Genomic DNA, 25,206 nt, shown 5'->3' with positions numbered 1-25,206 from the left:
CCCTCGGCTCCCTACGGTCACCGAGGGTCATGAAAAGTAACAATCCTTCGGATCTGATTTAGAAATTTCATGTTTTGAGCTTTTAAGAATACTCTTGTTATTAAACCCAGCTCCGAAGGAGCAAGACTCTTCATGACCGCGGGCGACAGCCCGTGGTAGGGAAGTAATCATTAATTTGAGCCCCAAAGGGGTGAAACTCCTTTTCTTTCTTAAGAAAATCACCCCTGCAGGGCTCTGGGTAGTTTTTATATCCTTCAGCTCCCGGCTCCTTACAGTCACCGAGGGTCATGAAAAGTAACAATCCTTCGGATCTGATTTAGAAATTTCATGTTTTGAGCTTTTAAGAATACTCTTGTTATTAAACCCAGCTCCGAAGGAGCAAGACTCTTCATGACCTCGGGCGGTAGCCCGTGGAAACGAAAGACAGTTCATTTTTGAGCCCTGAAAGGGTGAAGCTTGTTTTTATTTTCATCCAACACTTTTAAATTCAACTCTATCAAAATCAATTTTTTATGACTTCCTATCGCCAATTATTCTATCACATCGTTTTTCATACAAAAGGATCTGAAAAAACTATCAATGACTCCCATTGTAAAGACCTTTACAACTACATCTGGGGAATAGTTAAAAATAAAAACTCAAAGCTCTACCAAATCAACGGAATAGAAGATCACATTCATATGCTGGTCGACATCCATCCCACAATTCCTGTTTCTGATTTTGTTCGTGATGTTAAATCTTTTTCCAGTGGATGGATGAAACAGACAGGACATTTCCAAAAATTCAAAGGCTGGGCTGATGGATATGGTGTTTTTTCAGTTTCGTACAGAGAAAAGGATATGATTATTGGTTACATCAAAAAACAGAAAGAACATCACGAGAGGATTTCGTTTGAAAATGAGTATAGAAAATTACTCATTGAGGAAGGTGTCACCATAGATGAAAAGTATTTTTTAAAGTAATGTATCACCCCTGCGGGGCTCTTTTTTCCCTATTTTCATCTACCCCAGGCTCCCTGCGGTCACCCGGGGTCAAGAAAAGTCACGATCCTGCGGATCTTGTACAAAACCAAAGTGTAAATTCTTGAAGGTTTAATTTTGCAAAAGTCAGCTCCGAAGGAGCAAGACTCTTTATAACCGCGGGCGGCAGCCCGTGGAAACTGAAGCATATACTTTTTGAGCCCTGAAAGGGTGAAACCATTTTTCCCCGAAGATGATCACCCCTGCGGGGCTCTTACCATCTTCAGTAAATTCTTTACCCTCGGCTCCCTGCGGTCACCCGGGGTCAAGAAAAGTCACGATCCTGCGGATCTTGTACAAAACCAAAGTGTAAATTCTTGAAGGTTTAATTTTGCAAAAGTCAGCTCCGAAGGAGCAAGACTCTTTATAACCGCGGGCGGCAGCCCGTGGAAACGAAAGACGGTTCATTTTTGAGCCCCAAAGGGGTGAAACTTTTTCCAGCACACTTCCATTCCTCATTATTTTTCCTAATTTCATCTCAATCAAAATTCCTACTTTTTCGTGAGCCAAAAACCCTTACAAATCCTAAGCGACGAAGCCTGGCTGGAACCTTTTGCCCCGGTCATCCAAAGCCGATACGAGCGCTTTCAATCTGCCATTCAGGCCATCAATGACTTCTCAGGAAGCATCCTGGAATTCGCCCGGATGCATGAGTACTATGGCATACACTTCGATAAGTTCAGAAACGGATGGATCTACCGGGAATGGGCCCCTGCGGCCAAAGCATTATTTCTGATGGGTGACTTCAACTGGTGGGATCGGAACTCTCATCCCCTCCGTCAAAATCATCGGGGCGACTGGGAGATTTTCCTTCCTTTTGAGCAATACCAGCATACCTTCGTTCACCAAAGCCGGATCAAAGTCCGCGTCATCGGTGCCAATGAAACTGATCTGGACCGCATTCCCGCCTACATCACTCGGGTGGTGCAGGATGAAAAAACCCACGACTTTGCGGGCCAACTGTGGTTTCCCGAGGAAAAATTCACCTGGACCGATCAGGATTTTTCCCTGAAGCCGATCGCAGCCATGCCTTTGATCTACGAATGCCATGTGGGCATGGCTCAGGAAAAGCTCGGGGTCGGCACTTATAAAGAATTCGAGGAACTCATCCTCCCCCGCATCCAAGCCGGGGGCTACAATGCCATTCAGCTAATGGCCGTGATGGAGCATCCCTACTACGGTTCCTTTGGCTATCACGTCTCCAACTTCTTTGCCGCTTCTTCCCGATTTGGGACACCGGAGGAGCTGAAGAGCCTGATCAATACGGCCCACAGGATGGGCATCGCCGTGATCATGGACATTGTCCATTCCCATGCTGTCAAAAACGTCAACGAAGGCCTCAATGAATTTGACGGGTCGGATGCACAGTACTTCCACCCCGGAGAGCGGGGCTATCACGAGGGCTGGGATTCCAAGCTTTTCGACTATGGCAAATGGGAAGTGCAGCAGTTTCTCCTCTCCAATATCCGCTATTGGCTGGAGGAGTTTCACTTTGACGGGTTCCGCTTCGATGGAGCGACCTCCATGCTTTACCATCACCATGGGCATACGTCCTTCGACTCCGCTGAGAAGTACTTCGATGCCGGAGTGGATGAGGATGCACTGCTCTATTTTCAGCTCGCAAACACCCTGATTCATGGACTCAAGCCCCATGCCCTCTCCATCGCCGAGGAGGTGAGCGGGATGCCTGGCCTTTCCCGAAAAGTGGCCGATGGAGGAATAGGCTTCGACTTCCGACTCGCCATGGGAATCCCTGACTACTGGATCAAAACGCTAAAGCACAAACTCGACGAGCAGTGGGATCTGTTTGAGCTGTGGCATGAACTGACCAACCGCCCCCTGCGGGAAAAATCCATCGCCTATGCCGAGAGCCACGATCAGGCGCTGGTCGGGGACAAAAGCATCGCTTTCTGGCTGATGGACAAAGAGATGTACTTCTCCATGTCCGTGCTGGAGCAAAACCTCGTCGTGGACCGAGGCATCGCCCTGCATAAGCTGATCCGAATGATTACCATCTCCCTCGGGGGAGAAGGCTATCTCAACTTTATCGGCAACGAGTTCGGTCATCCGGAGTGGGTGGACTTCCCCCGACTGGGCAACGACTGGAGCTATCAATACGCCCGAAGGCAGTGGTCACTCGTGGATACACCCCACCTGCGCTACCGGCAACTCGACGCCTGGGACAAGGCCATGATCCAACTGGTCAAGGACCATCAACTCCTCTCCGCCACTCCTGCCGAGCAACTCTTCCTCGAACCCAACAAAAAAGTCCTCGCCTATGAGCGAGGAGGGCTGATTTTTGTGTTTTCCTTCCATCCTACCGAGTCCTTTTTCGGATTTCCTATCCGGATGAAAAAGAAAGGGACCTACCACATCCTGCTTAACTCCGATGACAAGGAATACGGCGGCTTCGAGCGACTAGATCAATCGATCACCTACCCCACGGACAAAGACCAACAGGTACATTTGTATTTGCCGAATAGGGTAGTGATGGTGATGGGGAGGAAAAATTAAAGAAACAAACCCCTTCTTAGCGATCCAAATCATGGAAAAAATAACGGAAAACTCGCACAAATAAATAAGTTACCCCCAATCATAAAAACCGACTCATAACAAGAACAAACAAATAGCTAAATATGGCACATAGAGTTTTTATATCACACAAAAGAGAAGACAAAGCATATAAGAATTATATTCTAAATAATTTAGGTGTAGAAATAATTGACAAATCGCTGAATGAGCCAATAGATTCTGACGATGAAGATTATGTAATGCGAAAAATCCGTGAAGATTATTTGTCGGACTCTACAGTGACAATTTTTTTAATTGGAAAAAATAGTTCCGAGAATTTAGGTAAAGAAAAACAAATTTACATTAAACGAGAATTGCAAGCATCTCTTTATGATGGTAAAGCCAACTCGAAAAATGGGATATTAGGCATTGTTTTGCCTGATATGTATGACATTGTTTATAAGGGGAGTTATAGTTGCGACAAGTGTGGCGGCAGCCATAATCACGTTGCAATTAACAATTCAACTGTAATAACTGAATTTTCTTACAACTACTACGTCCCTAATAGCAAATGTGCTTGGTCAGAAGATGACAGATATTGTGTACTTGTTAGATGGGATAATTTTACAGCCGAACCAGAAAAGTATATAGATTTGGCATTTGATAAACGAAAAAGCGAAATATCCTTAAAAACTAAGGTAAGACCATAATGCAACAATCCGACTTCCCAAGTTATTTTCAAGCATCAGATAACGCTTCAACAGAAGCACAAAAGTATTATTTAAACATAATCAGGATTGACTTATTATCAATGGTTCTAGCTTCGGCTTTGGCTATTTACAATTACCAATCAACAGAATCTAAATTGATTGTTTATGTTGTTTCAGGATTTTTACTTCTTTTAGGTTTAGTTTTAACCATCATTCTCAAAACAAAAAAATACGAAGATGTTTGGTATCAAGGGAGAGCTTTAGCAGAATCTTGTAAAACCCTCACTTGGCGTTTTGTTTGCTGTTCTGAATACTTTGAAAACTCATTAGAAATAGTAGAAGCAAAAAGGAGATTTGTTGAACGCATCCGAGAATTATCGGACGAATTTAAAGAGCTATCAATTGCAATGAACTCAAGAACACTAAACTTGCCAATTATCACAGAGAAAATGCTTGAAATTAGAGCATACAACTTGGACGCAAGAAAGGACTACTATATCAAAAACAGAATTGAAGACCAAAAGAGATGGTATGCTGACAAAGCAGAATACAATTCAGAAAAGTATATTTTTTGGTTTTGGTGTGTAATTGTATCGCAAACCATTTCGCTAATTAGCATCGTATTTCTAATTGTGAACCCTGACCTTAGTTGGAATTTTGTTGGGCTTCTAACCACAATTTCCGCTTCTGCTTTAAGTTGGCTTCAACTAAAACAACACCAAGAACTTAAACAAGCATATACTACAGCAACACAAGAATTAAACTTTATTGTAACACTTACAGACCAATTAACAACAGAAGATAGCTTTTCAAAGTTTGTTTTAGATTCTGAAAACGCTGTGTCAAGAGAACACACCTTGTGGTTGGCCCAAAGAAGGAAATAATATGTATAGCAAAGGATTAAATAAGGCAGATGTTTTTAACCGCTTAAATGAAATACTTTCAAAATCAGGTGAAAAGAAACCTTGTGTATTTCTAAGCCATAAAAATGAAGATAAACTTGCCTGCAAAAAAATTGCAGAATATTTATCAAACGCAGGTATTGATTATTATCTGGATGAAGAAGACGATGATTTACAACGAGCAGCATCAGTTAGTGACCCAACTAAAATAACAGAAGCGATAAAAAAAGGCATTAAAAACAGCACACACATGTTGATAGTCATTTCCGAGAGAACTAATCATTCTCAATGGGTTCCATTTGAAGTAGGTTATGGACAAGCAGCAATAATTGACAATCAAATAAAAACAGACAAGTTGAAATTATCGGTTTTGACGCTAAAAGATATTTCTGAAAAAACATTACCTGACTTTTTACAAATTGCATATATCATTAAAGGAACAAAATCACTTAATGAATACATTTCTCAAATTTCAAATAAATTGGAAAAATCTATGATAAATGAATTAAGAATTTTTTCTAATTCACAACTACAACATCCTTTAGACGACGTTTTAAATTGGAAACTATAAAAAAAGAAATAACTGGCGCTAACAACTAAGCTTTCGTCGCGTGCGGAGCACGAACAATGAAATAGCTGTTGCACAAAACCGGTGAGGTGCCTATGGGGATTGATTCAGAATTTCAGTTGGATTTGTAGAGTCAGGAAGCTAAAAAAGTCCCAGTTCGGCGTAGTCTCTTCTCAGCACCTCTGAAGTTCGATTTGGCGCTGGGTGGGATTTGCAATTCCACCCTACTATCCTTCCGAATTTGCAATTCAATCCATTTCCAGTCCCAAATCCATACCCACCCGACTTGCGAACCGACTTGGCTCAGTTCGAGGCCTTCTCGAGTCACCTTTTTACTAAACCAGTTCAATTCCGAACTAAGTCAATTCACCTATTAACCAAACCAGTTTGATTCCGAGCTCAATAAGTTTACCTATTAACCAAACCAGTTCGATTTTAAAATCAAAAAGTTCTATCATTTAACCAAACCAGTTCGATTCCGAATCGAATGAGTTTATCTTTTAACCAAAAAGGTTTGATTCCAAGCTGAATGAATTCATCTTTTAAACGAACCATTTTGATTCGGAAACAAGTAAGTTCATCTTTCAACCGAACAAGTTCTATTCGGAACTCACACGATTCATTTTAGAATTGGGGAGGGGTACTTCCGAAGTACCCCCTCCCACTTCAGAGGTCCAAGCGAAGACCAAAAAGGTCCGACGTTCCACCTCTTAAGTCCAAGCGCCGAGCAAAAAGGTTCAACGTTCCACCTCTGAGGTCCAAGCGTCGAGTAAAAAGGTTCAACTTTCCGCCTCTGAAGTCCAATCGCCGAGTAAAAAGGTGCAACTTTCCGCCTCTGAAGTCCAATCGCCGAGTAAAAAGGTGCAACGATCTGCCTCTGAGGTCCAAGCGAGGACCAAAAAGGTTCAACGTTTCGCCTCCGAGGTCCAAGCGAGGACCAAAAAGGTTCAACGTTTCGCCTCCGAGGTCCAAGCGCCGAGCAAAAAGGTGCAACATTCCACCTCCGAGGTCCAAGCGCCGAGTAAAAAGGTTCAACGTTCCGCCTCTGAGGTCCAAGCGCCGAGCAAAAAGGTCCGACGTTCCGCCTCCGAGGTCCAAGCGAGGACCAAAAAGGTCCGACGTTCCACCTCTGAAGTCCAAGCGCCGAGCAAAAAGGTGCAAAGTTCCGCCTCTGAGTTCCAATCGCCGAGCAGAAAGGTTCAGTGATCCGCCTCTGAGGTCCAAGCGCCGAGCAAAAAGGTTCAACATTCCACCTCATAGGACCAAGCTCCGAGCAAAAAGGTCCAACGTTATGCTTCCGAGGTCCAAACGTGGACCAAAAAGGTCCTCTCCTATCTTTCCTAATTTGCAATTCGATTAACTTACAAGGGTAAATCTTTCCTTTGCCTTTTACCAATCCGGAAATCCTCTGATTCCTTACACGACATGCTAAAACTCCTGCGCACCACTTCAGAAAATCCCGACTTCCGAATTCTGGTTTCCAAACTGGATCATTATCTAGCTATCCGAAATGGGGAAAGCAATGACTTTTATGCCCAGTTCAATAAAATTGACCTAATCCAACATGTAGTCGTCGCCTTTAGGGATGAAAAAGCTGTTGGATGTGGCGCAATTAAGAAATTTGACGAATCCACCATGGAAGTCAAACGCATGTTTGTTATTCCCGAAGTCCGGGGAAAAGGAGTAGCAGGAGCAGTTTTACAAGAATTGGAAAATTGGGCTAAGGATTTGGGAATGGAAAAATGTGTCTTGGAAACAGGAGATGACATGATCGATGCGATCGGGCTTTACCAAAAATTCGGTTACACACCCACTCCAAAATACGGGCAATACCAAGGGGTAGAAGGAAGTGTCTGCTTTGAAAAAGTCTTGGTTAAAAGTCCTTGAGATCCGGCAAAAGTGTATAAAGGGTGCCAGCCAAAACACTACTTTCCCACCTAAGGTTTATCCAATTGGATAATAAGGGGATAGGATAAAATGACCGCCGATTTAAAAAAGTCGTAACTTTAAGAAAGTTCTTAAAAAATGGAAACGATTAAAATTGACATATTGAATTCTAAAGCCAAGGACCTGTTGAAAGACCTGGCGAATTTGGATTTGATACGGATCAGACAAGAAAACTCAGAGAAAACTTTTGCTGAGGTATTAAAAAAATTCAGGAGCAAGTCAGAAAAGGCCCCGAGTCTGGAAGAAATCACAAACGAGGTCGAAGCAGTCCGCAAAGCCCGGTATGAAAAATAGGAGGGTTATTCTGGATACCAACCTTTGGATAAGTTTTTTGATCCCCCTCTCAGCGTAGTTTCTTTCTAAAATCTTTGAAGTGTGCTTAGGCGCTGGGCGGAATTAGCAATTCGATCCAATTCCAAGGCTAAATCCTATTTTTCCATTTGCCAATCCGAACTCACAAACCATGATTTTTCCCCCTCTGGGTGTAGATTCTAACATGTGTCTTTGAAGTTCAAGTCTGGGCTGAGCGTAGTTTGCAACTACGCTCTTCTATTACAAGCAATTTGTAATTGGGACATCAAAACCATCCACCATACAAATAATCAAATTTCAAATTTGTAGGTATATAAAGGTGTAGTTGCAAACTACACCTAGTCCCAACTATTTCCTCGTTCCAATTACGGCCGGTGCCTCTCTCGGAGTAGTCTCTATTTAGCACCTTTGAAGTTCAATTGGACGCTGGGCGGAATTAGCAATTCGATCCAATTCCAAGGCTAAATCCTATTTTTACCATTTCCCAATCCGAACCCCCAAACCATGATTTTTCCCTATATTCAGACCGGTTTCCAATCTTTTCCCTTCTAAATACCGGCCTTTTTCAGCCCAAAAAAGAATTCATGAATAAATCTCTTTTTCTTCTCCTTTTTTCTCTGGCTTGGTTTCCCTCTGAGATTTTCGCTCAAACGCATTCCTTTTCCAGCAATCCACCCACAACGGTCACCAAAGAAGTCAAAAACGCAGCAGGGCTAGCCTATGAACTGATCATCACCTTACCGCCCGACTATCAAGCCGAAAAGGAATACCCCGTCTTGTACTACTTGGATGCCTGGTGGCTGAGCGAATTGGTTACCGGATGCTACCGCTTAAGCAGCCTGTCGAATAAAGCCCTGGCCAACAACATGCTTGATATCATCCTAGTCGGAATCTCTTCGGTGGGAAATGAGAAGGATTGGAACAAGCAGCGAAATTGGGACTACACCCCTACTAGGTACAATCAGAACATCGTTTTTAACAACGGGGCCGTTCCCTTAGACCAAACGACCACCGGAGGGGCAGAGGATTTTATCCGGTTTTTGCGGACGGTAGTATTCCCATCCGTCGAAGCGGAGTACAAGACAGACCCCGCATCCCGAGGGATTTTGGGGCATTCTTTAGGCGGATTGTTTGGAGCCTACGTCTATTTGCAGCATCCCGATCTTTTTTCTAACTATATCTTGCTCGCTCCATCCGTTTGGTGGAACAATTCTGAATTGCTTGTCGATAAGGAATCCTTTATCAGCGCCTCTCCGGCTAAAATGTACGTGGGGATGGGTTCCGATGAAATAAAAATGATGAAAGCACCGATGCCTACTTTTATTGAATACCTCAATCAGGAAGGAAACTCGAAGCTGAAGATGACTTACCGGGAATATGAAAATGAAAATCATCAGTCTGTATTGCCCAGAGGTATTTACGATGCCTTAGTATTTATTTATACCCAGGCTGATACGAATTGATAGTACAGGGATGACGGACGCGAAACAACTACTCAAAAAAATCGGATTGCCCCTACTCTCTCTGGTATTCCTACACAATGTCTACAAGGTCTTGGTACTTTTGCTTAAGATTCAACCCGAAAACCTCTCTGCCCTCGCCAGCTTTGTGGCTGCCTTTGCCTTAAACTTATTGACCACAGGAATGGTCGCTTTTGTGGGTTTTGCTTACCCGACAAGCAGGCTTCTCCCCAACCCTTACTACCAAATCAAAAATGCCAAAAGGCTTAATCGCATTTATTCCCTGCTTGGGGTCCCCTTATTTCGGATATTTTTATTGAAAACCTTTTACCGTACTGCCGATAACAAAAAGTATTTCAACGGGACCAAAACCGGGTTGAAACAGTTTGATTACCATACCAAGCAATCCGAATTCGGTCATTTGGTGGCATTTATTTTACTGTTTGGCATTTCTCTAATCTTAGGAATAAAAGGACATATCACGCTGTCGCTGTGGACATTGGGAATCAATATTATATTCAATTTCTATCCCATAGTCCTCCAAAGAAAACACAGGATAGTTGTGCAGCGCTTGGTGAAATAAAAAATTCTTTGAGTTCTTCTAAGCAAAGTCTGTACTCATGAGCTTTGAAGTACAATCTGCCTCAGGCTTAAATTTGCCCCTCTTACCCTTTCGAATTTGGAATTCGATCCATTTAAATCCCCTGAGATCAGACCAATAAAAGGCAGAACTTAATCCTCCCTTTCCACCACCAATACCATAGAGGAGGACATATTGGGAAAGACTTTCCATGAATTCTGCGCTCCATATTTGTAATAGTGGGTCTGAAATATTGCGGGCATGGAAATATTGAGTCCAAACGCATTCCCTCGTTTGCTGGCTCCTACCCACTCGATACTCGCCACAATACTGCCGCTAAGCACCAGATTTTCATCTTCCAAGTCAAAAGTTACCCAGCCACTCTTATGGTCCAACACCTCTCTTAGAATCGGCTTTGCGTTTAGCACTTTGGCAGGTTTGCCGGATTCGAGTTCGTAGAAATTCACCCGGATCATCAGCGAATCAAAATTATTGAATGCCACAAAGAATTTAAGGCTTGAGACAAAGTTTGGCTCATCCCCCAGTCGGAATTTTCGGCCGATTTCAGCACCAAGATTCATCCCAGGCTGGGAACTGATGGCTAAGTTGGTCTTGATGGCAGTTTTTTCATCCTCGTTTCCGTACGTTTTGGTATGCAGAGCTCCTGATTTGACCACCGCCTCCTGCAGCTGAATTGGGTTTTCCTTTAGCCCAAAATGTAAAGGCTGTTCAAAATTTTCCTCGGTAAGCATCACCTCTATGGGCTCAAATCCCATACAGGAAATCCGCAGCGGAATGCTAAGATCCGGCATTTCGGCAAAGTAGAGCCTAAACTCACCCTCCATCGATGACACCGTCCCAATAGAAGTACCCACAAAACCTACATTCACAAATGGAATCGGGCGATCCTGCTCATCAGATACCTTGCCACGGATTAGATATTCTGCATGGACAAAAAATGGCAGTAGAATTATGCAGCAAGTAGGAAGGAATTTTTTCATGGCAAATGGAGTCAGGGAGTTGAAAAACTAAAGTAAGATTAAGTAAAGAGCCTAGATGATTGATTGGGGAATTGAACCGACTTACGAATGGATTTTCAGTTTCTTCCTCCAATCTCTGGAAGCTTTGGAGATCAGAATGGAGCCTACCAAAGTAGGAGTAAGCCATACCACCCAACCCGGATTGATGGTTACATTCGTTACCAAAAAGGCGGTCAAGGTGGCGATGTAAGCACCGCCGATCATCCCGATGTGCTTGATCAGCCAAGTCTTGTCATTGGGTTTAAATATCCGACTGTGCAAAATCTTACTGAGGTCCCGAAGTGCGGATATCAATAGAATAAGTCCAAAAACCCCCATAACAGAGACATAAAATGTTCCTGTATCAAGCATGGTTTTGATGGGCTGAATCACCATCCCGGCAGACACGATCAGAGCGATGCTGATCGGCAATAGATCCTTCCACCCGGTGATGTAGGTTTCTTTGAGCCGAAAGTAAAAGATCGAGCGCTGACCGGTATAGGTCAGATAGAGTGTGAAAACACCAACTGTAAAGAGGAAAGGATTGGATTTGAGTCCGGTCATCAGGATCGCAGAAAGCCCGACAACATACATCATGTACACGTACCACTTTCCGGATTTTAGGTGATTCTTTTGGCCTTTGGCAGAGCTCATGGCCATCGCTCCGGTGAGTAGTGCCAAAAAGCCTGAGATGATGTGAAGGATAAGTAAGGATTGGTAAAGCATAAGTCTTGTCGTTTTTTGTCAAACTTATGCGACCTCTCAATCAGTAAAAAATAGTTGGGATACAGGGAAAGGTTTTGGGATAAATAGCACGAATTGGGCTGAAATGCACGATTTCTGGGCTAAAGAACACGATTTATTCCAGCAGCTTTTTGATTTTGGCCACCATATTCCGGGAAACAGGAATCTCATTTTGGCTGTGTTTCAGCCTGAGTTGCAGGCCTTGGGCATTGCCACGGAAGCTTTCCAAATAATCTAAATTGACCAAAAACGCCCTATGGCAACGGATAAGCCTAGGATAGCCTTCCACGTCATTTTCCAGTCTTCCCAGGGTACTTCTCACGAGTGATTTTTGGAGTTTACCTTCGATCAAATGATAGACAGCCACATAATTGTCAGCAGTCTCCGCATAGACCAAATCCGATGCATAGATTTCCAAGTCATCTTTTTTGAGTTCCGAATGGATTTGGATTTTAGCATCTGAGGGTGAATTAGTGGTTTCCTTTGCTCTAGAAATACTACCTGAAAGATCGCTTGCGGATCGGGTATTTGCCCGAAGCAAATGGGTGTATTTGAGCATCATGAAAAAGAGGATAGGGAAAAACCCAACGCCCAAGGTGTAAAATTGGAAGGAAAGGAATCCCCTGAGCGTAAGCCCAATAGAAAACATGTAATCGGAATAGAGTGTGTTGAATACTCCAATAAGGAAAAAGTTTAGAAGGGTAATGAGGAGTTCCCTGCCAAAGACCCAATGATTCTCCTGAAAATACCCGGGAAATAGTCTCCGTATAGCAATCGTGCCAAGCACAATGGTAGCAAAAGTGATCAAGCCATACGAAGCAGTCACCTTCAGCAGTCCGTCCAGTGTCTCTGCTCCAAGGCCGAAGGGTTGGAAAAAGGACAAAAACAGAAAAACAAAAATTGCTACCAAGGCCCCAAACCAAGTCATCTTTCGGATCGAATTCAAAGGGTAGGGTTCTTTCAGCAATTGGATGACCCACATGGCAAAACAGTAATTTAGTACGTTCGAAATATACCCAAATGCATGGAATGAAAAGTATCATTGGCCTTGTCAACCTCTAAATGCCGAGCAAAAAGACCCGAAAGTACACGTCCTCGATCCAAGTGTGGAATAATTAGGTCCATGAATTTCACTCCAAGACACCTCCTTCATTCTAAATACCACCAACAATCAAAGAATTTGGAAGTTACCTTTTCATCGGTTTTTCGATTATTTAATACCTTGACTTTCCGACGGCTAACCTTTTCAACTCCATGAAAAACGCGCTTTTGACTTGGGTCCTGATTTTTGGTCTCAGTTCACTTCAGGCACAGAAGTACAGCCTGTACTCCAACGATCAGGTCACTATTGACTCCAAACACCTACAGGAGACCATCACGGTCAATCTCCACCTTCCGGAAACCCAACCTTACAGTGCCCCATCTACCAGTTATCCGATTACAGTGATTTTTGACAGTCAGCATGAGCGGACTTACCCCTTGATCATCAGTTCTATAGACTTGCTTACCAGCGAGACACAGATGCCGGAATCCATCATTCTCGGCATTCCTTTCAATTTCCAAAACCGTCGCTACTTTACTTCCAGCCAAAAAAAGACCAACGATAGCCTCTCAGGCATTGAGCGGATGGAGCTTTTCCTTTTTGAAGAGCTCCTGCCTATGATCAAAACCCAATACAAGGGCAATAACTACCTGACTCTCGCCGGCCACTCGCGGACGGGCTTTTTGGTTAACTATTTAGCCTTTCAAAGACCCAATCAAGTCAACAATGCAGTCTCTTTGAGTGGTTTTTTTGATGATAAACCGCTCACAATCGATACCTTCTCCGGCCTGTTGACCGATGGAAGCAAGTTTCCTCATCGGTTCAACTACTACTTCACAGCGGGCACTACGCTGGAGGAATCCACCTATTTGACCGAGATGAAAAGCCTGGACAGCTTGCTGAAAACCCGCTCAATTCCTGATCATATTAAAATCGACCTACGGGAAACCCCTAATGCCAATCACATCTCCAACTATTGGGTATCCCTACCTTCTATTTTGATGGATGCTTTTTCCCCTTACAATTCCATTTTGGACCGATGGTTTCATGAAGAAGGAAAGGCAGAAAATGCAAAACAGCCTATTCAGGAATTCAAGTCGGATTTGGCCAAAGCATGTGCTGAAGTGGGCTTGGGCCTGAATCCCAGCGTCACCCATATCTTCTCCCTCGCCTCCCAGTTTGCAGGGGATCAGGATTACAAGACAGCAATGGAATTCTTTGAAATGGGTTTGGATTTCTATCCGGACTATCTGGATTTCCATATCGAACTGATCAGCTATGCCCAGGAGATCGGGAATCAGGAAAAGTTAGCCAGGTACAAGGCAGAACTTATGGAAAAGACCCAAGGCAGCACCCGACTAAGCGAAGCCGAAAAAGAGGAGATATACAAGTACCTCAACGGAGACAGGGACTAAACTTCCTCACGTCACATTACTCTACTACAGACCTTACCATCCAGAATCGAAAAATCCACACCATCATGACCAGAGAAGAACTCACTACACTAAGCAACGAAGAACTTTTGGCCGAGAAAAAGAAGCTGAAAAACTCCAAAATCTTTCACGCGACGCTGATCGGTTTTCTTATCGGAATTCTCCTATTTGGATTTGGGGCTTGGATCCTTTCTCCAGAAAAGCAAGCAGGATTCCTTATTCCTATGATTTTTCCGATTTGGTTTGTTTACAAAATGCTAAAAACCCCGAAAAAGGATTCGGATCTGGAGGAGGTTCTCAGGGAACGCGGATTGGATTGAGTTTTGAATTTTCTCAACTAGGATTGAAATTCTTATTTATTTGCTCATTTAGGATGGAGATGATTTACCCGTTAATCAGAATCAATAGGCTTTACTCCTAGAAAATTCACTAACTTCTATTTTCCAATTTCATTTTCCTTATGTCCAATATCCAATTGATCATCGAAGAGCGAGCTGCCGATATCGGCAAGTTTCTCGTAGGCAGGCTTCTCCCCTTTCGTCAAAAGCGCATGATCGGCCCCTTCATCTACCTCGATCATATGGGTCCGGTGAAGCTCAATGCCCGGGAACAGATGGATATCCTTCCCCATCCACACATTGGGCTTTCCACCTTGACTTTTCTATTCGAAGGAAGCATTATGCATCGGGATACGCTGGGAAATGCCGTAGAAATCCGCCCCGGAGCGGTCAATTGGATGACGGCAGGCAAAGGAATCGTGCACTCCGAACGTACGCCTGACCACCTGAGAGATTCGGAATTGACCATGCATGGGCTGCAGATTTGGGTGGCTTTGCCCAAGGAGTTGGAGCAGATGGAACCCGAATTTTTCCATATCGAGGCTCAGCAGCTTCCGGCTTGGGAAGAGGAAGGACTCCAATGGAAGCTGGTCGCTGGAGAAGTATTAGGCCATCGCTCTCCAGTGCCGGTGTATAGCCCGCTGTATATGCTGGAGATCAAAAGCTCCAAAAGGCAAACTATAAATCTGGAAGGAAAGCTATTCGGGGAAAGCGGCCTATATATTCTGAAAGGAGGGATAGAAAGTGAAGGAAACCGCTTTGGTCCCAAGCAGATTTTGGTCGCCAAGGAGGCTTCCTTGTGTGAATTCATCATCGAAGCAGACAGTACGATTTATATTTTTGGAGGAGAGCCTTTTCCTGAAGAAAGATTTATTGACTGGAATTTTGTGGCTACAGATAAGGAATTGATCCAAAAAGCCAAGGAAAAATGGGCAGCTCAGGAATTTGAAAAAATACCCGGCGACGAAGAGGAGTATGTGCCTTATCCCAGTTTTAGGAAAAAGTGATTTTCGGTCCTTTGGAGAAAGGAACCCTGATTTGGAAAAACGAAAGCCTTTAAGCCCAGAAAATTGATCCACTGAATGATTCCCCCTTATTTTTTACACCCTAATTTAACTTTCATTATTATTCAAGGTTTAGCTAATGGAATTCAATCCTGCCATGCTTAGTTTTTCAGATACCCAGGTCATCGGACAACTTGAACCCCGGAAAGGGGGATATTTTTTTCTAAAGCTGAGCGCCGAGATCGTCAATCGATGGGAGAACAAGAAATCCACAAGATTAATCTGCATTTTGGAGGACAATCTTTCTTTCCGCTGCGGGCTCAATCACCTTGGAGACGGAAACTTCTTCATTATTCTGGCCACCCGCCATTTGGAAGAATTGGGAAAAAGTCTGGGAGACCGAATTAGGTTTGAAGTCTATCCCGATCCCGATCCTTTAGGTGTAGAAATCCCCGAGGTTTTGGAAATTCTTTTGACCCAAGATGAAGCGATAAAAAAAGCTTTTGAGGAACTTACAGATGGGAAAAAAAGAAGTTTGATTTATAGCATAGCCAAAATCAAAAACCTAGACCTTCAGATTGAGAAGGTGATGGCTTTTTTAACTTTACAAAAATCTATTAAAAACAGGCGATGAACCTCAGAAGTCCCACCTCAGGTCCATTTTAACAAACTTTCTACCCACTCCTTCCCCTCATCCACTGTTCTGACCACCCGATAGGCAACCGGCTGTTTTTGAAAGGAAAAAATCATCTTTAAAACTGCTCGAATTGCCGGATTGGGAATCAAATAGGCAGTTCCCAAGCAGTATTGCTTCATCAGCCCTTCATTATCTTTTAGCCAAAGGGCCTGCATTTTTTGATGAGAAATGGCTGGAAGTGTGGCCTTAGTCGCATCAAAAATAATCGCCAAGGGCTTTTCGTGCCGGTAGCAGGCTTTGGTTTGCTCCAGATAGGCTCGGAAATTTTCGTCAGTGCTTTTTGCCCCGGTAAATCGAATATTTACCAGAGGAAAAGTTGACTCGTCGATGATTGCGTAAGGGTCCATCCTTCCAAAACCCAAATTGGGTTACAGAGTTTAACTAGAAATGAAAAGTTGAAATTCAATTCTCCAAATCCCTGATTTCAAACCGAATAGTGCTTCAAAAATCACTATTCGACTTCAATCTTTTGGGTATACTCAGTACATTTATTGGAATCGATCTCCAAATTCCTGAGTGATGAATGAAAATCCCCCTAAGGCTTCCTTCCTAAAAAAAATAAAACCGGAGCTTTTGATGGCATTTTTGGCTGTATTGATCAGCTTTCTTACACTTTTTGTCTACCTCTACCAATCCAGCCTGATGAAAACCCAGCAAATGATGTCCGTGTGGCCTCATGTAACCTTCGGCCCTACCTGGGACAGCGATTATTTGGCCCTTAATCTGATCAACAAGGGAGTGGGGCCTGCCCTGGTCAAACAGATGCATGTAGAAATCAATAATCAAAAGATTGAGGGAATTCAAAACTTGATGGATTATGTGCCGGATTCCCTGAGGTCAGAATTCAATTATTCTTCCTTATTCCCAGGACAGGTCATCATGGTCGGTGAAAACATTCAGCTCTTTCAGACTTCCAATCCAAAAACGATTGGATATTTTTTAAAATTACTTCGGGATGGAAAAATCCGAATCGAAGTCTGCTATTGCTCCATTTACCAAGACTGCTGGGTAAGCAGCGGGATTTCGGTCATGGAATCTGATTGTGATTCAGTGCTTTGAACCGAAGGATTTTCACCTTTCGAAGCTTTGGAAACTAGTACGAATTAATTAGCTTTTTCGATTGCCAAATCTAAGATCTATGAAACTCTTCCTCCTGATAAATGGCGGGAATTCCCCCAAAAGCAAATTGATCCAAGAACTCACCATCGCCTTTTCTTCCTATGATTTGGAAAGAGTTTCACCCCATTTGGCAGAGGATATCGTCTGGACTCTGATAGGTGAGGAACCGGTAAAAGGAAAGGCTAATTTTCTGGCCGCACTGGGAGAAATGATGGGTAATCCTGCCTCTGAGCTGCATATTTCCCAAATCCTGACCCATGGAAAAGAAGCAGCGGTGCATGGAGAAATGGTCATGGAAAATGGAGATCGATTCGCATTTGCAGACTTTTATTTGTTTAGCAGTGCAGGCTCTGAACTAGTGAAATCCATCACTAGTTTCGTCATCCAGAAATAGATGGGGAAATCAATGGCATTACCCTAAAGCCAGAAGAAACTATCTTTTGGTAATTGTTAAAAAAGGGAAAGAAGAAGACTTTAAAAAAGATTTTTTTTATTTTTCTAAGATTTCAAAATTTTAAATTGGATAAAGGCAGCTATGAAAAAATATCACTTGTTTTTACCTCTTTCACTTTTCCTTGTATGGGTTGGTTGTGAAAGCCCCAATACAGAGCCGAAAGCCACCATGTATTTTGGAGGGGATATCTTAACCATGGTAGGCGACGCTCCGGAATATGAGGAGGCATTGGTAGAAAAGGAAGGGAAAATACTCTTTGTCGGCACCATGGAAGAGGCCATGGAAAAAGCCGGAAAAGGACATCAAATGGTAGACTTGCAAGGCAAAACCTTGGTTCCCGGATTTATCGATGGACATGCCCACTTTTCCAATTTTGGACTTCAGGCCATCGCTGCTCAACTCTTGCCCCCTCCGGATGCAGGCTGCAAAGACATTCCGACCTTGATTCAAGTCTTAAAAGACTGGAATACCCCTGAAAACAGGGCTTTGACCGGCTGGATTATCGGGACTGGTTTTGATGATTCGGTTTTGGAAGAAAAACGTTTCCCTACGCGTCATGATTTGGATCAGGTGAGCACCGAGTTCCCAATTATGATTATCCACATTTCCGGTCATTTCTCCTCCGTCAATTCCAAGGGTCTTGAAATCCTCGGGATTGATCAAAATACTCCTAATCCGGAAGGAGGCATCATCCGGAGGGAAGAAGACGGCAAAACTCCCAATGGAGTTTTGGAAGAGCTCGCTGCCATCCCCAACATGATGGTGGGCCTAATGCCTAAAGACCAAGCATCTGCTGACCGGTTTTTTGAAGCGGGTCAGGATATGGCATTATCCTACGGATATACCACTGCTCAGGAAGGAAGAGCCATGCAAAACCACGAGGCCTTGGTTGGAAGTGCTGAAAAAGGTCAATTGAAACTGGATGTAGTGAGCTATATTGATTACCTCTTTGCAGACCAGTATTTGACAACTGCATGGAATTCCAAAGAATACAAAAACCATTACCGAATAGGAGGCATGAAGATCACGCTGGACGGCTCACCTCAGGGCAGAACCGCCTGGAGGACTATCCCCTACTTGCTTCCTCCTGACGGACAGAATGCGGATTACAAAGGCTATCCGGCTATCCCACAGGATTCGGTGGTGCAGGGATATTTAGAAAAAGCCTTCCAAAATAACTGGCAGGTTTTAGTCCATGGAAATGGGGACGCCGCGATCGATCAATTGATTCGGACGCTGAGACCTAATGTGGAGAAATACGGCCTGGGAGATCGAAGAAACACCCTGATTCATGGGCAGTATGTCCGTATGGATCAATTGGACTCCCTGAAAGCCTTGGATATCATCGGATCGCTTTTCCCATTGCATACCTTCTACTGGGGAGATTGGCACAAGCAGATCATAGGAGATGAGTTGGGAAATAAAATCAGCCCGGTTCGCTCGGCCTTGAACAAAGGAATGAAAATCACCATCCACACCGATGCACCCGTAGCCCTGCCCAATCTGATGCGGGTCATCTGGACAGCGGTCAATAGAACCTCCCGATCAGGTGCGATAATAGGCGAAGAGGAGCGGCTCAGTCCATACGAAGCACTGCAGGCGATCACCATCTGGTCCGCTTATCAGCATTTTGAAGAAGAAAAAAAGGGAAGTTTGGAAGCTGGAAAACTGGCTGACTTGGTCATTTTGGATAAAAACCCTCTCAAAGTCGAGCCTGATGCCATCAAAAATATTCAGGTTATGGAAACGGTGAAAGAAGGGAAATCAGTCTTTAAGCGGGAATAGAAATTTTGCTTACTTTTCTACAAAATTGCCACTATGCCAGCATGCGCTTTTCTCTCCATTTCGAATACCGAGGGTTGGTTTATCGATGATGATTTGGTTCACCCCTATTTGGAAGAATTGGGCTGGACGGTTCAAAATATTCCATGGGATCAGGAGACAGACTGGAATAAGTTTGACCTGGTAGTCATCCGTAGCCCTTGGGACTATCAAAATCACCTGAGTGAATTTCTGAGAGTACTCTACAAAATCAATCAATCCAAGGCCATTCTACTCAACCCTTTGGAATTGGTACATTGGAATATCAACAAGAGTTATCTTTTCGAATTGGAATCCAAAGGCGTAGAGCTGGTTCCAACCATCAAACCCACTATACTCCAGCTGGCAGATATTCGGAATGCTTTTGAAGTTTTTCAGACCGATGAGCTGATCGTGAAGCCCCAAATTGGCGCCAATGCCGATGACACTTTTCGGATCAAAAAAGCAGATGAAAGCACTTGGACATTGGTTTTGCCTTATTTCCAAAATAAAGTGGGCATGCTTCAGCCCTTTATGACGAGTGTGGTGGAAGAAGGAGAATTTTCAATGATGTATTTCAAGGGAAAACTCAGCCATACCATTCTAAAAACGGTTGGAAAAGGAGATTTCAGAGTTCAGGAGGAGCATGGAGGAGGAGTCATTCCTGTCACATCTCCTGAGACCAAACTCATAGAAGCAGCTCAAAAAGCTTTAGCCGCACTTCCACTGGAACCATTTTATGCCCGGGTGGACTTGGTTAGAACCCCTCAGAACACCTTTGCACTGATGGAATTGGAGCTGATTGAGCCTTGCCTTTATTTTCGATTTGATCCCGATTCTCCTCGGGTTTTTGCCGAGCTTTTGGATGAGTTTTGGAAGAATTCCCAAGTGATTACTACCTCCACCACCTCCTAAAACCATGCTTGCAGAAATCCATCCTAAACTTCCCATGAGGGACAAAGGCAAAACTGAAAATTTCTATTTGGATTTATTAGGCTTTAAGCTCCTTGGAAGCACCTCCTTTCCTGACTACCTGATGGTAAAAAAGGATCAAATCGAACTGCATTTCTTTCTTTTTCCCGAGCTAAATCCTCTGGAAAACTACGGGCAAGTCTACATCCGTGTGGAAACTATAGAAAAAGTGTATCAGGATTTCTTGGAGAGAAAAGTGCCTATTCATCCCAACGGCCCTCTTCAGAGCAAGCCTTGGGGGCAGATGGAGTTTTCCATTTTGGATCCGGATCACAACTTACTGACTTTCGGACAAAGCCTCTGATCAAAATCCAAAACTGAGGTTACCACCCTTTCGAAATGCCTTTAGATTAAACTCAGGCAAGGTTTTGCCTTGGAAATATTTCTTTTTGGAATGTTTATAGAGCTGATTGATACTTTCTGCCAAAACTCCCTCCCCTTTCATTCGTCGGCCAAACTGATTGTCCTGGACTTTTCCTCCATGAAGTTCCGCGATTTGGTTCATCACTTTGTGAAATCGATCGGGAAAGTTTTTGTGCAACCAATCAGAGAAGATCTCCTTCAACTTACCATTGAGCCGGACTACAGTCATTCCAGCTCCTTTGGCCCCATGGTCAGCAGCAGCTTTTAAAATTGCAGGGATTTCATGGTGATTCAGACCGGGAATGATCGGTGCACTCATCACGGCAGCCGGAATGCCCGCCTTGTCCAAAGCCTCCAATATTTTCAGCCTCTTGATTGCACTGGCAGTTCTGGGCTCCATTTTTCTCCTGAGATCTTCATTCAAAGTAGTGATTGATATATAGACCTGTACCAAATTATCAGAAGCCAAATCCTGCAGCAAATCCAAATCCCGAAGAATCAGACTGTTTTTGGTAATCAGTCCGACGGGATGCCGATAGTGCACAAAAACCTTGAGCAATTCACGGGTGATTTTCATCTCCTTTTCCAAAGGCTGGTAGCAATCCGTATTTCCTGAAAGAGAAATGGGGGTTACTTTCCAGTTTTTCGAAAGGAGTTTTTTCTCTAAAAGCCGGGGTGCATCCGGCTTGGCCATCAGCTTGGTCTCAAAGTCCAAACCTGCCGTGTAGCCATAGTATTCGTGGGAATTTCGGGCATAGCAATAGATGCATCCATGCTCGCAACCTTGGTAGGGATTGAGGGAAAAACTCAATCCAATGTTAGGACTGGAAATGGGATTGACAATGGTCTTGGGATGCTCGATTCTTACTTCTGTCTTGGGAGAAAGCAAAAGCGGCTCGTCGATGCCCTCCATGTGCTCTGCTACTATTCTATTGGCTAAAAATCGGTTGCCCGACTGAATCTGTGCCCCTCTTCCTTTGAAATATTCGCTTTCTCTGTCAATCATTTTGTCAAAATCAGGTAGCTTATTTTAACCCTATTTTGAGAAAAGAAAAGAGAATTGACTGGAAATGTCGGCTAATTTGGGATTTACGAATTACTATTTACGAAGTGTAGGATATCATTTAGGCTTTTCTTTATCTGGAAAGGTGATGTAATAAGCCCTTTAATTCAGTCCTTAATCAAAACCCTCTAATTCAAAAATTTTCCAATTTTCCAATCTTTAAATTTTCCAATCTTTCAATTGTTAAAAAGGAAAAATCAAAAGGGCATGCTGACTCACAGTATTAAAATCCCTCCAAACCCGATTCAATTCAGTGTGGGTTTTGGCAGCTTCCAGTCCTGCAAAAGGGTACATTTTGGAATTGAGTTCGCGGCAGGTAGCTGTTAGTTTACGGCTGATTTTGCTTACCGATTTCAGGTTCTTTTTGGATATCTTCCCTTCATTTTGAAGTTCTTTCCAGGATTCTGAAACTTGAGCATAAAAGTCATTCCTGACTTTGTCCAGTTTTTCCTGGGTCTTCTTTTCCTGCTTGCGAAAGTACTTGAGATGCTTAGAATCATACGTTCGGATTTCATTTCTTTTCCAAAAAGTCTTAGAAATCAATTCCAATAAATGGCTAGAAATCCCAAGGATGTTAACTGCCAAAGTAGCCTCCGCAAATTGCAAAAAAGGATATTGATAAATGGGACTCTTCAGCTTGGTATGCGAGGGAAGAATTTCAAAGCATCGATTGAAAGGAACTTTGATATTTTCAGCTTTGAAGGCATGACTTCCACTAGCTATCATCCCCATGTAACTCCAACCATCCAGTATTTCCACCTCTTCTTTTTTCAGAATAAAGGCCCTGACCACAGGATTTCCCTTTTTATCCAAAAGCGGTTTGCCGTTTTCCAGAATCTCACAATTTGCCGTAAAATGGCTGGCATGCAAAGCTCCTGAAGCGTAAGTCCATTGACCGGAAATCAGGTACTCTTCCCCTATCAGGTCTGCTTTTCCACCCACAAATCCGCTTCCGGCCAGACAGACCTTGGGATCTGCAAAAACCTCTCGTGCCAACTCTTGATCCAAAAATCCCACAAACCAAGCCGCTCCGGCACAGAGAGTCACTGTCCAACCCAAACTGCCGTCCTGTCTGGCAAGCTTCTCTTCAATTTTCAACCCTTCGATCAGATCCAACCCCAAACCTCCCAAAGCGACAGGAACAAAAAGCTTGAAATAGCCTTGATTATAAATATCCTCCAGCCATTCAGTAGGCAATACTCCTCGCTCTTCCCCCACTTTAGCCAAATCTTCCTGAGCAAATCTGGTTTTTGGGAACTCAGCTACTTTATTGGTTTTCTTAGACTTATCTGACATCCAAAATGTTTTTGACTACTTGATTCAAAATCGAAATCTCTATTGGAATAAACAATTTTCCTTTTGACGTGTTTATTAGTTATGAACGCAATATTAAAACCGGAAGGAAGAATCACCAGAAGAAGATACTTGACCCTATTTATGTTTTTTTATTTCACCAATATTCTGAGTCTGATGATGATTTGGCAGTCTTACCATCAGGAAGCTTGGCCCACCTTCTTTTCCTTTTCCATCATCCTCATTGCATCGATCGTGATTTTATTGATTCAGGCGATCAAGCGACTCCATGATATTGGCATGGATTGGAGATATGCCTTGTACTTGATGATTCCACCACCCGTCAACTTTATAGGTTTTATCTGGCTGGCGGTAAAAAAAGGAGAGGATGGACCCAATCCCTATGGTCCTGACCCAAGAAAAACAGATTTGTTCTAAACTCTGAACATAAAACCCAATCTCTAGGTCAATCCATGGAAAAGCTCCATCCCCTCCCACTTACTACTTGCAGTTAACTGCTTACTTCTTCTTTTGCTGAGCTGCCATCCATTCCATAATCGTAACAGGCTTTCCATCAACCATCACAGGCTTACCGTCAAGATCTAATCTGGCGGTATTGGCGTGAGAATACACCCAAGACCAATGCCCATTGTATCGGAAATCCTCCCCGCCATAGAGCCCGGTTACGTCAGTCACATTATCGTAGTAGGAGAAATGTACGTTTTTGGCTCCTGCCTTCTTCAATCGGTCAAAAAGCGGGACTACGGTCTCATCGGGTTTGGTAGTCATGTCATCCTTGGCGTGGACAAACCAAATTGGTACATTCTTGATCTTTTGGACCATCTGATCGGTGACAAATTCATTGTTGAAAGCCAAAGCACTGATGTATCCTGCTGCAAAATATTCCGGATGCTCAAAGATCAATTTCAAAGAAATATAGCCTCCATTGGAGCAGCCCCCCACGTAAATTCTTGTGGGATCGATACCCGGATTCTTAGCAACAAAATCCTGAATCAAGGCAAAAACGGCGGCATTGTAGATATCATTCACTTGACCTCTAGTCATGCCTTGTCCTGAGTCCATCCAGAAAGTAGGAGTCTGTGGAGCCAAGACATAAGCTCCGCCAAAAAGCACCTGAATCTCAGGAGAAGCATAGTTGAAAGCCTTGTTTCCCAATAGGGCGATACTTGGGTCAGTACCTCCCTCTCCTCCACCGTGTAGCCAAATGATCAAAGGAGCTTTGCTGGTCACATTTTTTGGAGCAAAAGCGCCGTAGGTTAAGGTGGTATTCTGATGGGTAAACTTTCCGCTAAGGTCAAATTCCTTTAAGTCTTCCTGCAAAATCCCATTGGATTGGTTCCAGACCAGTCCTGATTTGGCATGAAGCACCGTGACTTGATAGTCAATCCAGACATTGGAGGCCCGATTTCCCATTCTGAGGTATTGCATGGAAGACATGATGGGGTTATTAGGACTGACGGCCAAAACCAGAGTTAAAAACTTGCCTTCTTCGGATCTGTTTCCTTCTGCATCCGAAGGATAGGTGGTCACTACAGAGCGCTTGCCGTTTCTTGCCGGTTCGGGGATTTCGCCTAGAGATGAAGATCTGGAAACGAAGATTTCAAAATCCGCCGCCTTAGTATCTTCCAAGGGCTGTTCTAAGCTCAGCACCAACCTGCTGACTGCAGGTCCCCAGTCAAAGCCTTCAACAATAAGTTTGTACGTCCCGGGATTGGGCATAGCGGCCCTGTTTGCGCAAGTGATTAAAGGCAACGCAAGGAAGGCTGCCAGAAACAGTAGATTTTTTTTCATGAATAGGTGATTAAGGGTTTGAAAGGATAAGCAATTAAATTCTG

The 25,206-nt window shown here is 43.6% G+C and carries 26 protein-coding genes; 19 read left to right on the top strand and 7 right to left on the bottom strand.

Annotated elements, in window-relative coordinates:
• Window positions 1-512 precede the first annotated feature (512 nt).
• The 9 genes from tnpA to AAA943_RS11910 all read left to right on the top strand — a co-directional run bounded on the left by tnpA (window position 513) and on the right by AAA943_RS11910 (window position 10,012).
• Window positions 513-962: an IS200/IS605 family transposase gene (gene tnpA / locus AAA943_RS11950; protein WP_338224489.1), complete on the top strand. Its 450-nt coding sequence runs from the start codon at window positions 513-515 to the stop codon at window positions 960-962.
• 558 nt (window positions 963-1,520) lie between these two features.
• Window positions 1,521-3,533, top strand: coding sequence for an alpha amylase C-terminal domain-containing protein (locus AAA943_RS11945; RefSeq protein WP_338224488.1), 2,013 nt, complete (start codon window positions 1,521-1,523; stop codon window positions 3,531-3,533).
• 122 nt (window positions 3,534-3,655) lie between these two features.
• Window positions 3,656-4,240, top strand: coding sequence for a TIR domain-containing protein (locus tag AAA943_RS11940; RefSeq protein WP_338224487.1), 585 nt, complete (start codon window positions 3,656-3,658; stop codon window positions 4,238-4,240).
• On the top strand, window positions 4,240-5,124 hold the full coding sequence (locus tag AAA943_RS11935; protein ID WP_338224486.1) for a DUF4231 domain-containing protein: 885 nt from the start codon (window positions 4,240-4,242) through the stop codon (window positions 5,122-5,124). Before AAA943_RS11940 ends, AAA943_RS11935 begins: the two co-directional genes overlap by 1 nt.
• Before the next feature lies 1 nt (window position 5,125).
• Entirely contained in the window at window positions 5,126-5,713 is a 588-nt protein-coding gene (locus tag AAA943_RS11930; RefSeq protein WP_338224485.1) for a toll/interleukin-1 receptor domain-containing protein, read from the top strand.
• 1,422 nt (window positions 5,714-7,135) lie between these two features.
• Window positions 7,136-7,597 (top strand): GNAT family N-acetyltransferase, encoded by a 462-nt coding sequence (locus AAA943_RS11925; protein WP_338224484.1) that lies wholly within the window; start codon window positions 7,136-7,138, stop codon window positions 7,595-7,597.
• 138 nt (window positions 7,598-7,735) lie between these two features.
• Window positions 7,736-7,951: a hypothetical protein gene (locus AAA943_RS11920; RefSeq protein WP_338224483.1), complete on the top strand. Its 216-nt coding sequence runs from the start codon at window positions 7,736-7,738 to the stop codon at window positions 7,949-7,951.
• 602 nt (window positions 7,952-8,553) lie between these two features.
• Window positions 8,554-9,432, top strand: a complete 879-nt coding sequence (locus AAA943_RS11915; protein WP_338224482.1) for an alpha/beta hydrolase — start codon at window positions 8,554-8,556, stop codon at window positions 9,430-9,432.
• A gap of 10 nt (window positions 9,433-9,442) precedes the next feature.
• A complete protein-coding gene (locus AAA943_RS11910) occupies window positions 9,443-10,012 on the top strand; it encodes a glycosyl-4,4'-diaponeurosporenoate acyltransferase CrtO family protein (RefSeq protein WP_338224480.1) in 570 nt (189 codons plus the stop codon).
• A gap of 149 nt (window positions 10,013-10,161) precedes the next feature.
• Here the strand turns inward: AAA943_RS11910 and AAA943_RS11905 are convergent, their stop codons facing one another.
• From AAA943_RS11905 to AAA943_RS11895, 3 genes are all read right to left on the bottom strand, one after another.
• Window positions 10,162-11,010, bottom strand: a complete 849-nt coding sequence (locus AAA943_RS11905; RefSeq protein WP_338224479.1) for a carboxypeptidase-like regulatory domain-containing protein — start codon at window positions 11,008-11,010, stop codon at window positions 10,162-10,164.
• Between the two features lie 81 nt (window positions 11,011-11,091).
• On the bottom strand, window positions 11,092-11,754 hold the full coding sequence (locus AAA943_RS11900; protein ID WP_338224478.1) for a hypothetical protein: 663 nt from the start codon (window positions 11,752-11,754) through the stop codon (window positions 11,092-11,094).
• A 133-nt stretch (window positions 11,755-11,887) separates the two neighbouring features.
• Window positions 11,888-12,754, bottom strand: coding sequence for a LytR/AlgR family response regulator transcription factor (locus tag AAA943_RS11895; protein WP_338224477.1), 867 nt, complete (start codon window positions 12,752-12,754; stop codon window positions 11,888-11,890).
• A gap of 272 nt (window positions 12,755-13,026) precedes the next feature.
• Here AAA943_RS11895 and AAA943_RS11890 point away from each other — a divergent pair, with 272 nt between their 5' ends.
• From AAA943_RS11890 to AAA943_RS11875, 4 genes are all read left to right on the top strand, one after another.
• Entirely contained in the window at window positions 13,027-14,229 is a 1,203-nt protein-coding gene (locus AAA943_RS11890) for an alpha/beta hydrolase-fold protein (RefSeq protein ID WP_338224476.1), read from the top strand.
• A 65-nt stretch (window positions 14,230-14,294) separates the two neighbouring features.
• Window positions 14,295-14,567, top strand: coding sequence for a hypothetical protein (locus AAA943_RS11885; protein WP_338224475.1), 273 nt, complete (start codon window positions 14,295-14,297; stop codon window positions 14,565-14,567).
• Between the two features lie 140 nt (window positions 14,568-14,707).
• Window positions 14,708-15,592, top strand: a complete 885-nt coding sequence (locus AAA943_RS11880; protein ID WP_338224474.1) for a pirin family protein — start codon at window positions 14,708-14,710, stop codon at window positions 15,590-15,592.
• A 154-nt stretch (window positions 15,593-15,746) separates the two neighbouring features.
• Window positions 15,747-16,223, top strand: coding sequence for a YdeI/OmpD-associated family protein (locus AAA943_RS11875; protein ID WP_338224473.1), 477 nt, complete (start codon window positions 15,747-15,749; stop codon window positions 16,221-16,223).
• Window positions 16,224-16,240: 17 nt separating this feature from the next.
• Here AAA943_RS11875 and AAA943_RS11870 read toward each other — a convergent pair whose 3' ends face one another.
• A complete protein-coding gene (locus AAA943_RS11870; RefSeq protein ID WP_338224472.1) occupies window positions 16,241-16,633 on the bottom strand; it encodes an STAS/SEC14 domain-containing protein in 393 nt (130 codons plus the stop codon).
• A 172-nt stretch (window positions 16,634-16,805) separates the two neighbouring features.
• Between AAA943_RS11870 and AAA943_RS11865 the strand changes: the two genes are divergently transcribed.
• From AAA943_RS11865 to AAA943_RS11845, 5 genes are all read left to right on the top strand, one after another.
• Window positions 16,806-17,345, top strand: a complete 540-nt coding sequence (locus AAA943_RS11865) for a hypothetical protein (RefSeq protein ID WP_338224471.1) — start codon at window positions 16,806-16,808, stop codon at window positions 17,343-17,345.
• A gap of 79 nt (window positions 17,346-17,424) precedes the next feature.
• Window positions 17,425-17,799 carry a nuclear transport factor 2 family protein gene (locus tag AAA943_RS11860; protein ID WP_338224470.1) on the top strand — a complete coding sequence of 125 codons (375 nt, stop codon included), beginning with the start codon at window positions 17,425-17,427 and terminating at the stop codon, window positions 17,797-17,799.
• A gap of 141 nt (window positions 17,800-17,940) precedes the next feature.
• Window positions 17,941-19,644: an amidohydrolase gene (locus tag AAA943_RS11855; RefSeq protein WP_338224469.1), complete on the top strand. Its 1,704-nt coding sequence runs from the start codon at window positions 17,941-17,943 to the stop codon at window positions 19,642-19,644.
• Between the two features lie 33 nt (window positions 19,645-19,677).
• Window positions 19,678-20,574, top strand: a complete 897-nt coding sequence (locus tag AAA943_RS11850) for an ATP-grasp domain-containing protein (RefSeq protein WP_338224468.1) — start codon at window positions 19,678-19,680, stop codon at window positions 20,572-20,574.
• A gap of 4 nt (window positions 20,575-20,578) precedes the next feature.
• Entirely contained in the window at window positions 20,579-20,935 is a 357-nt protein-coding gene (locus tag AAA943_RS11845; RefSeq protein WP_338224467.1) for a bleomycin resistance protein, read from the top strand.
• On the opposite strand, the gene AAA943_RS11840 is transcribed toward AAA943_RS11845, so the two are convergent.
• Together AAA943_RS11840 and AAA943_RS11835 are read right to left on the bottom strand one after the other, a co-directional pair.
• Window positions 20,936-22,000, bottom strand: a complete 1,065-nt coding sequence (locus tag AAA943_RS11840) for a PA0069 family radical SAM protein (RefSeq protein WP_338224466.1) — start codon at window positions 21,998-22,000, stop codon at window positions 20,936-20,938.
• Between the two features lie 240 nt (window positions 22,001-22,240).
• On the bottom strand, window positions 22,241-23,353 hold the full coding sequence (locus AAA943_RS11835) for an acyl-CoA dehydrogenase family protein (RefSeq protein WP_338224465.1): 1,113 nt from the start codon (window positions 23,351-23,353) through the stop codon (window positions 22,241-22,243).
• A gap of 81 nt (window positions 23,354-23,434) precedes the next feature.
• Between AAA943_RS11835 and AAA943_RS11830 the strand changes: the two genes are divergently transcribed.
• The gene (locus AAA943_RS11830; RefSeq protein WP_338224464.1) at window positions 23,435-23,788 is read left to right on the top strand and encodes a DUF805 domain-containing protein; all 354 of its coding nucleotides are present in this window, start codon (window positions 23,435-23,437) and stop codon (window positions 23,786-23,788) included.
• A gap of 81 nt (window positions 23,789-23,869) precedes the next feature.
• Here the strand turns inward: AAA943_RS11830 and AAA943_RS11825 are convergent, their stop codons facing one another.
• Complete coding sequence (locus tag AAA943_RS11825) at window positions 23,870-25,162, bottom strand: prolyl oligopeptidase family serine peptidase (RefSeq protein WP_338224463.1); 1,293 nt, start codon at window positions 25,160-25,162, stop codon at window positions 23,870-23,872.
• Window positions 25,163-25,206: the final 44 nt, after the last annotated feature.

The organism is Algoriphagus confluentis, from assembly GCF_036245625.1.
Taxonomy (GTDB): Bacteria; Bacteroidota; Bacteroidia; order Cytophagales; family Cyclobacteriaceae; genus Algoriphagus; species Algoriphagus confluentis.
Note: the sequence above shows the minus strand (reverse complement) of the source record. Positions and strands in the feature narration are given on the sequence as shown.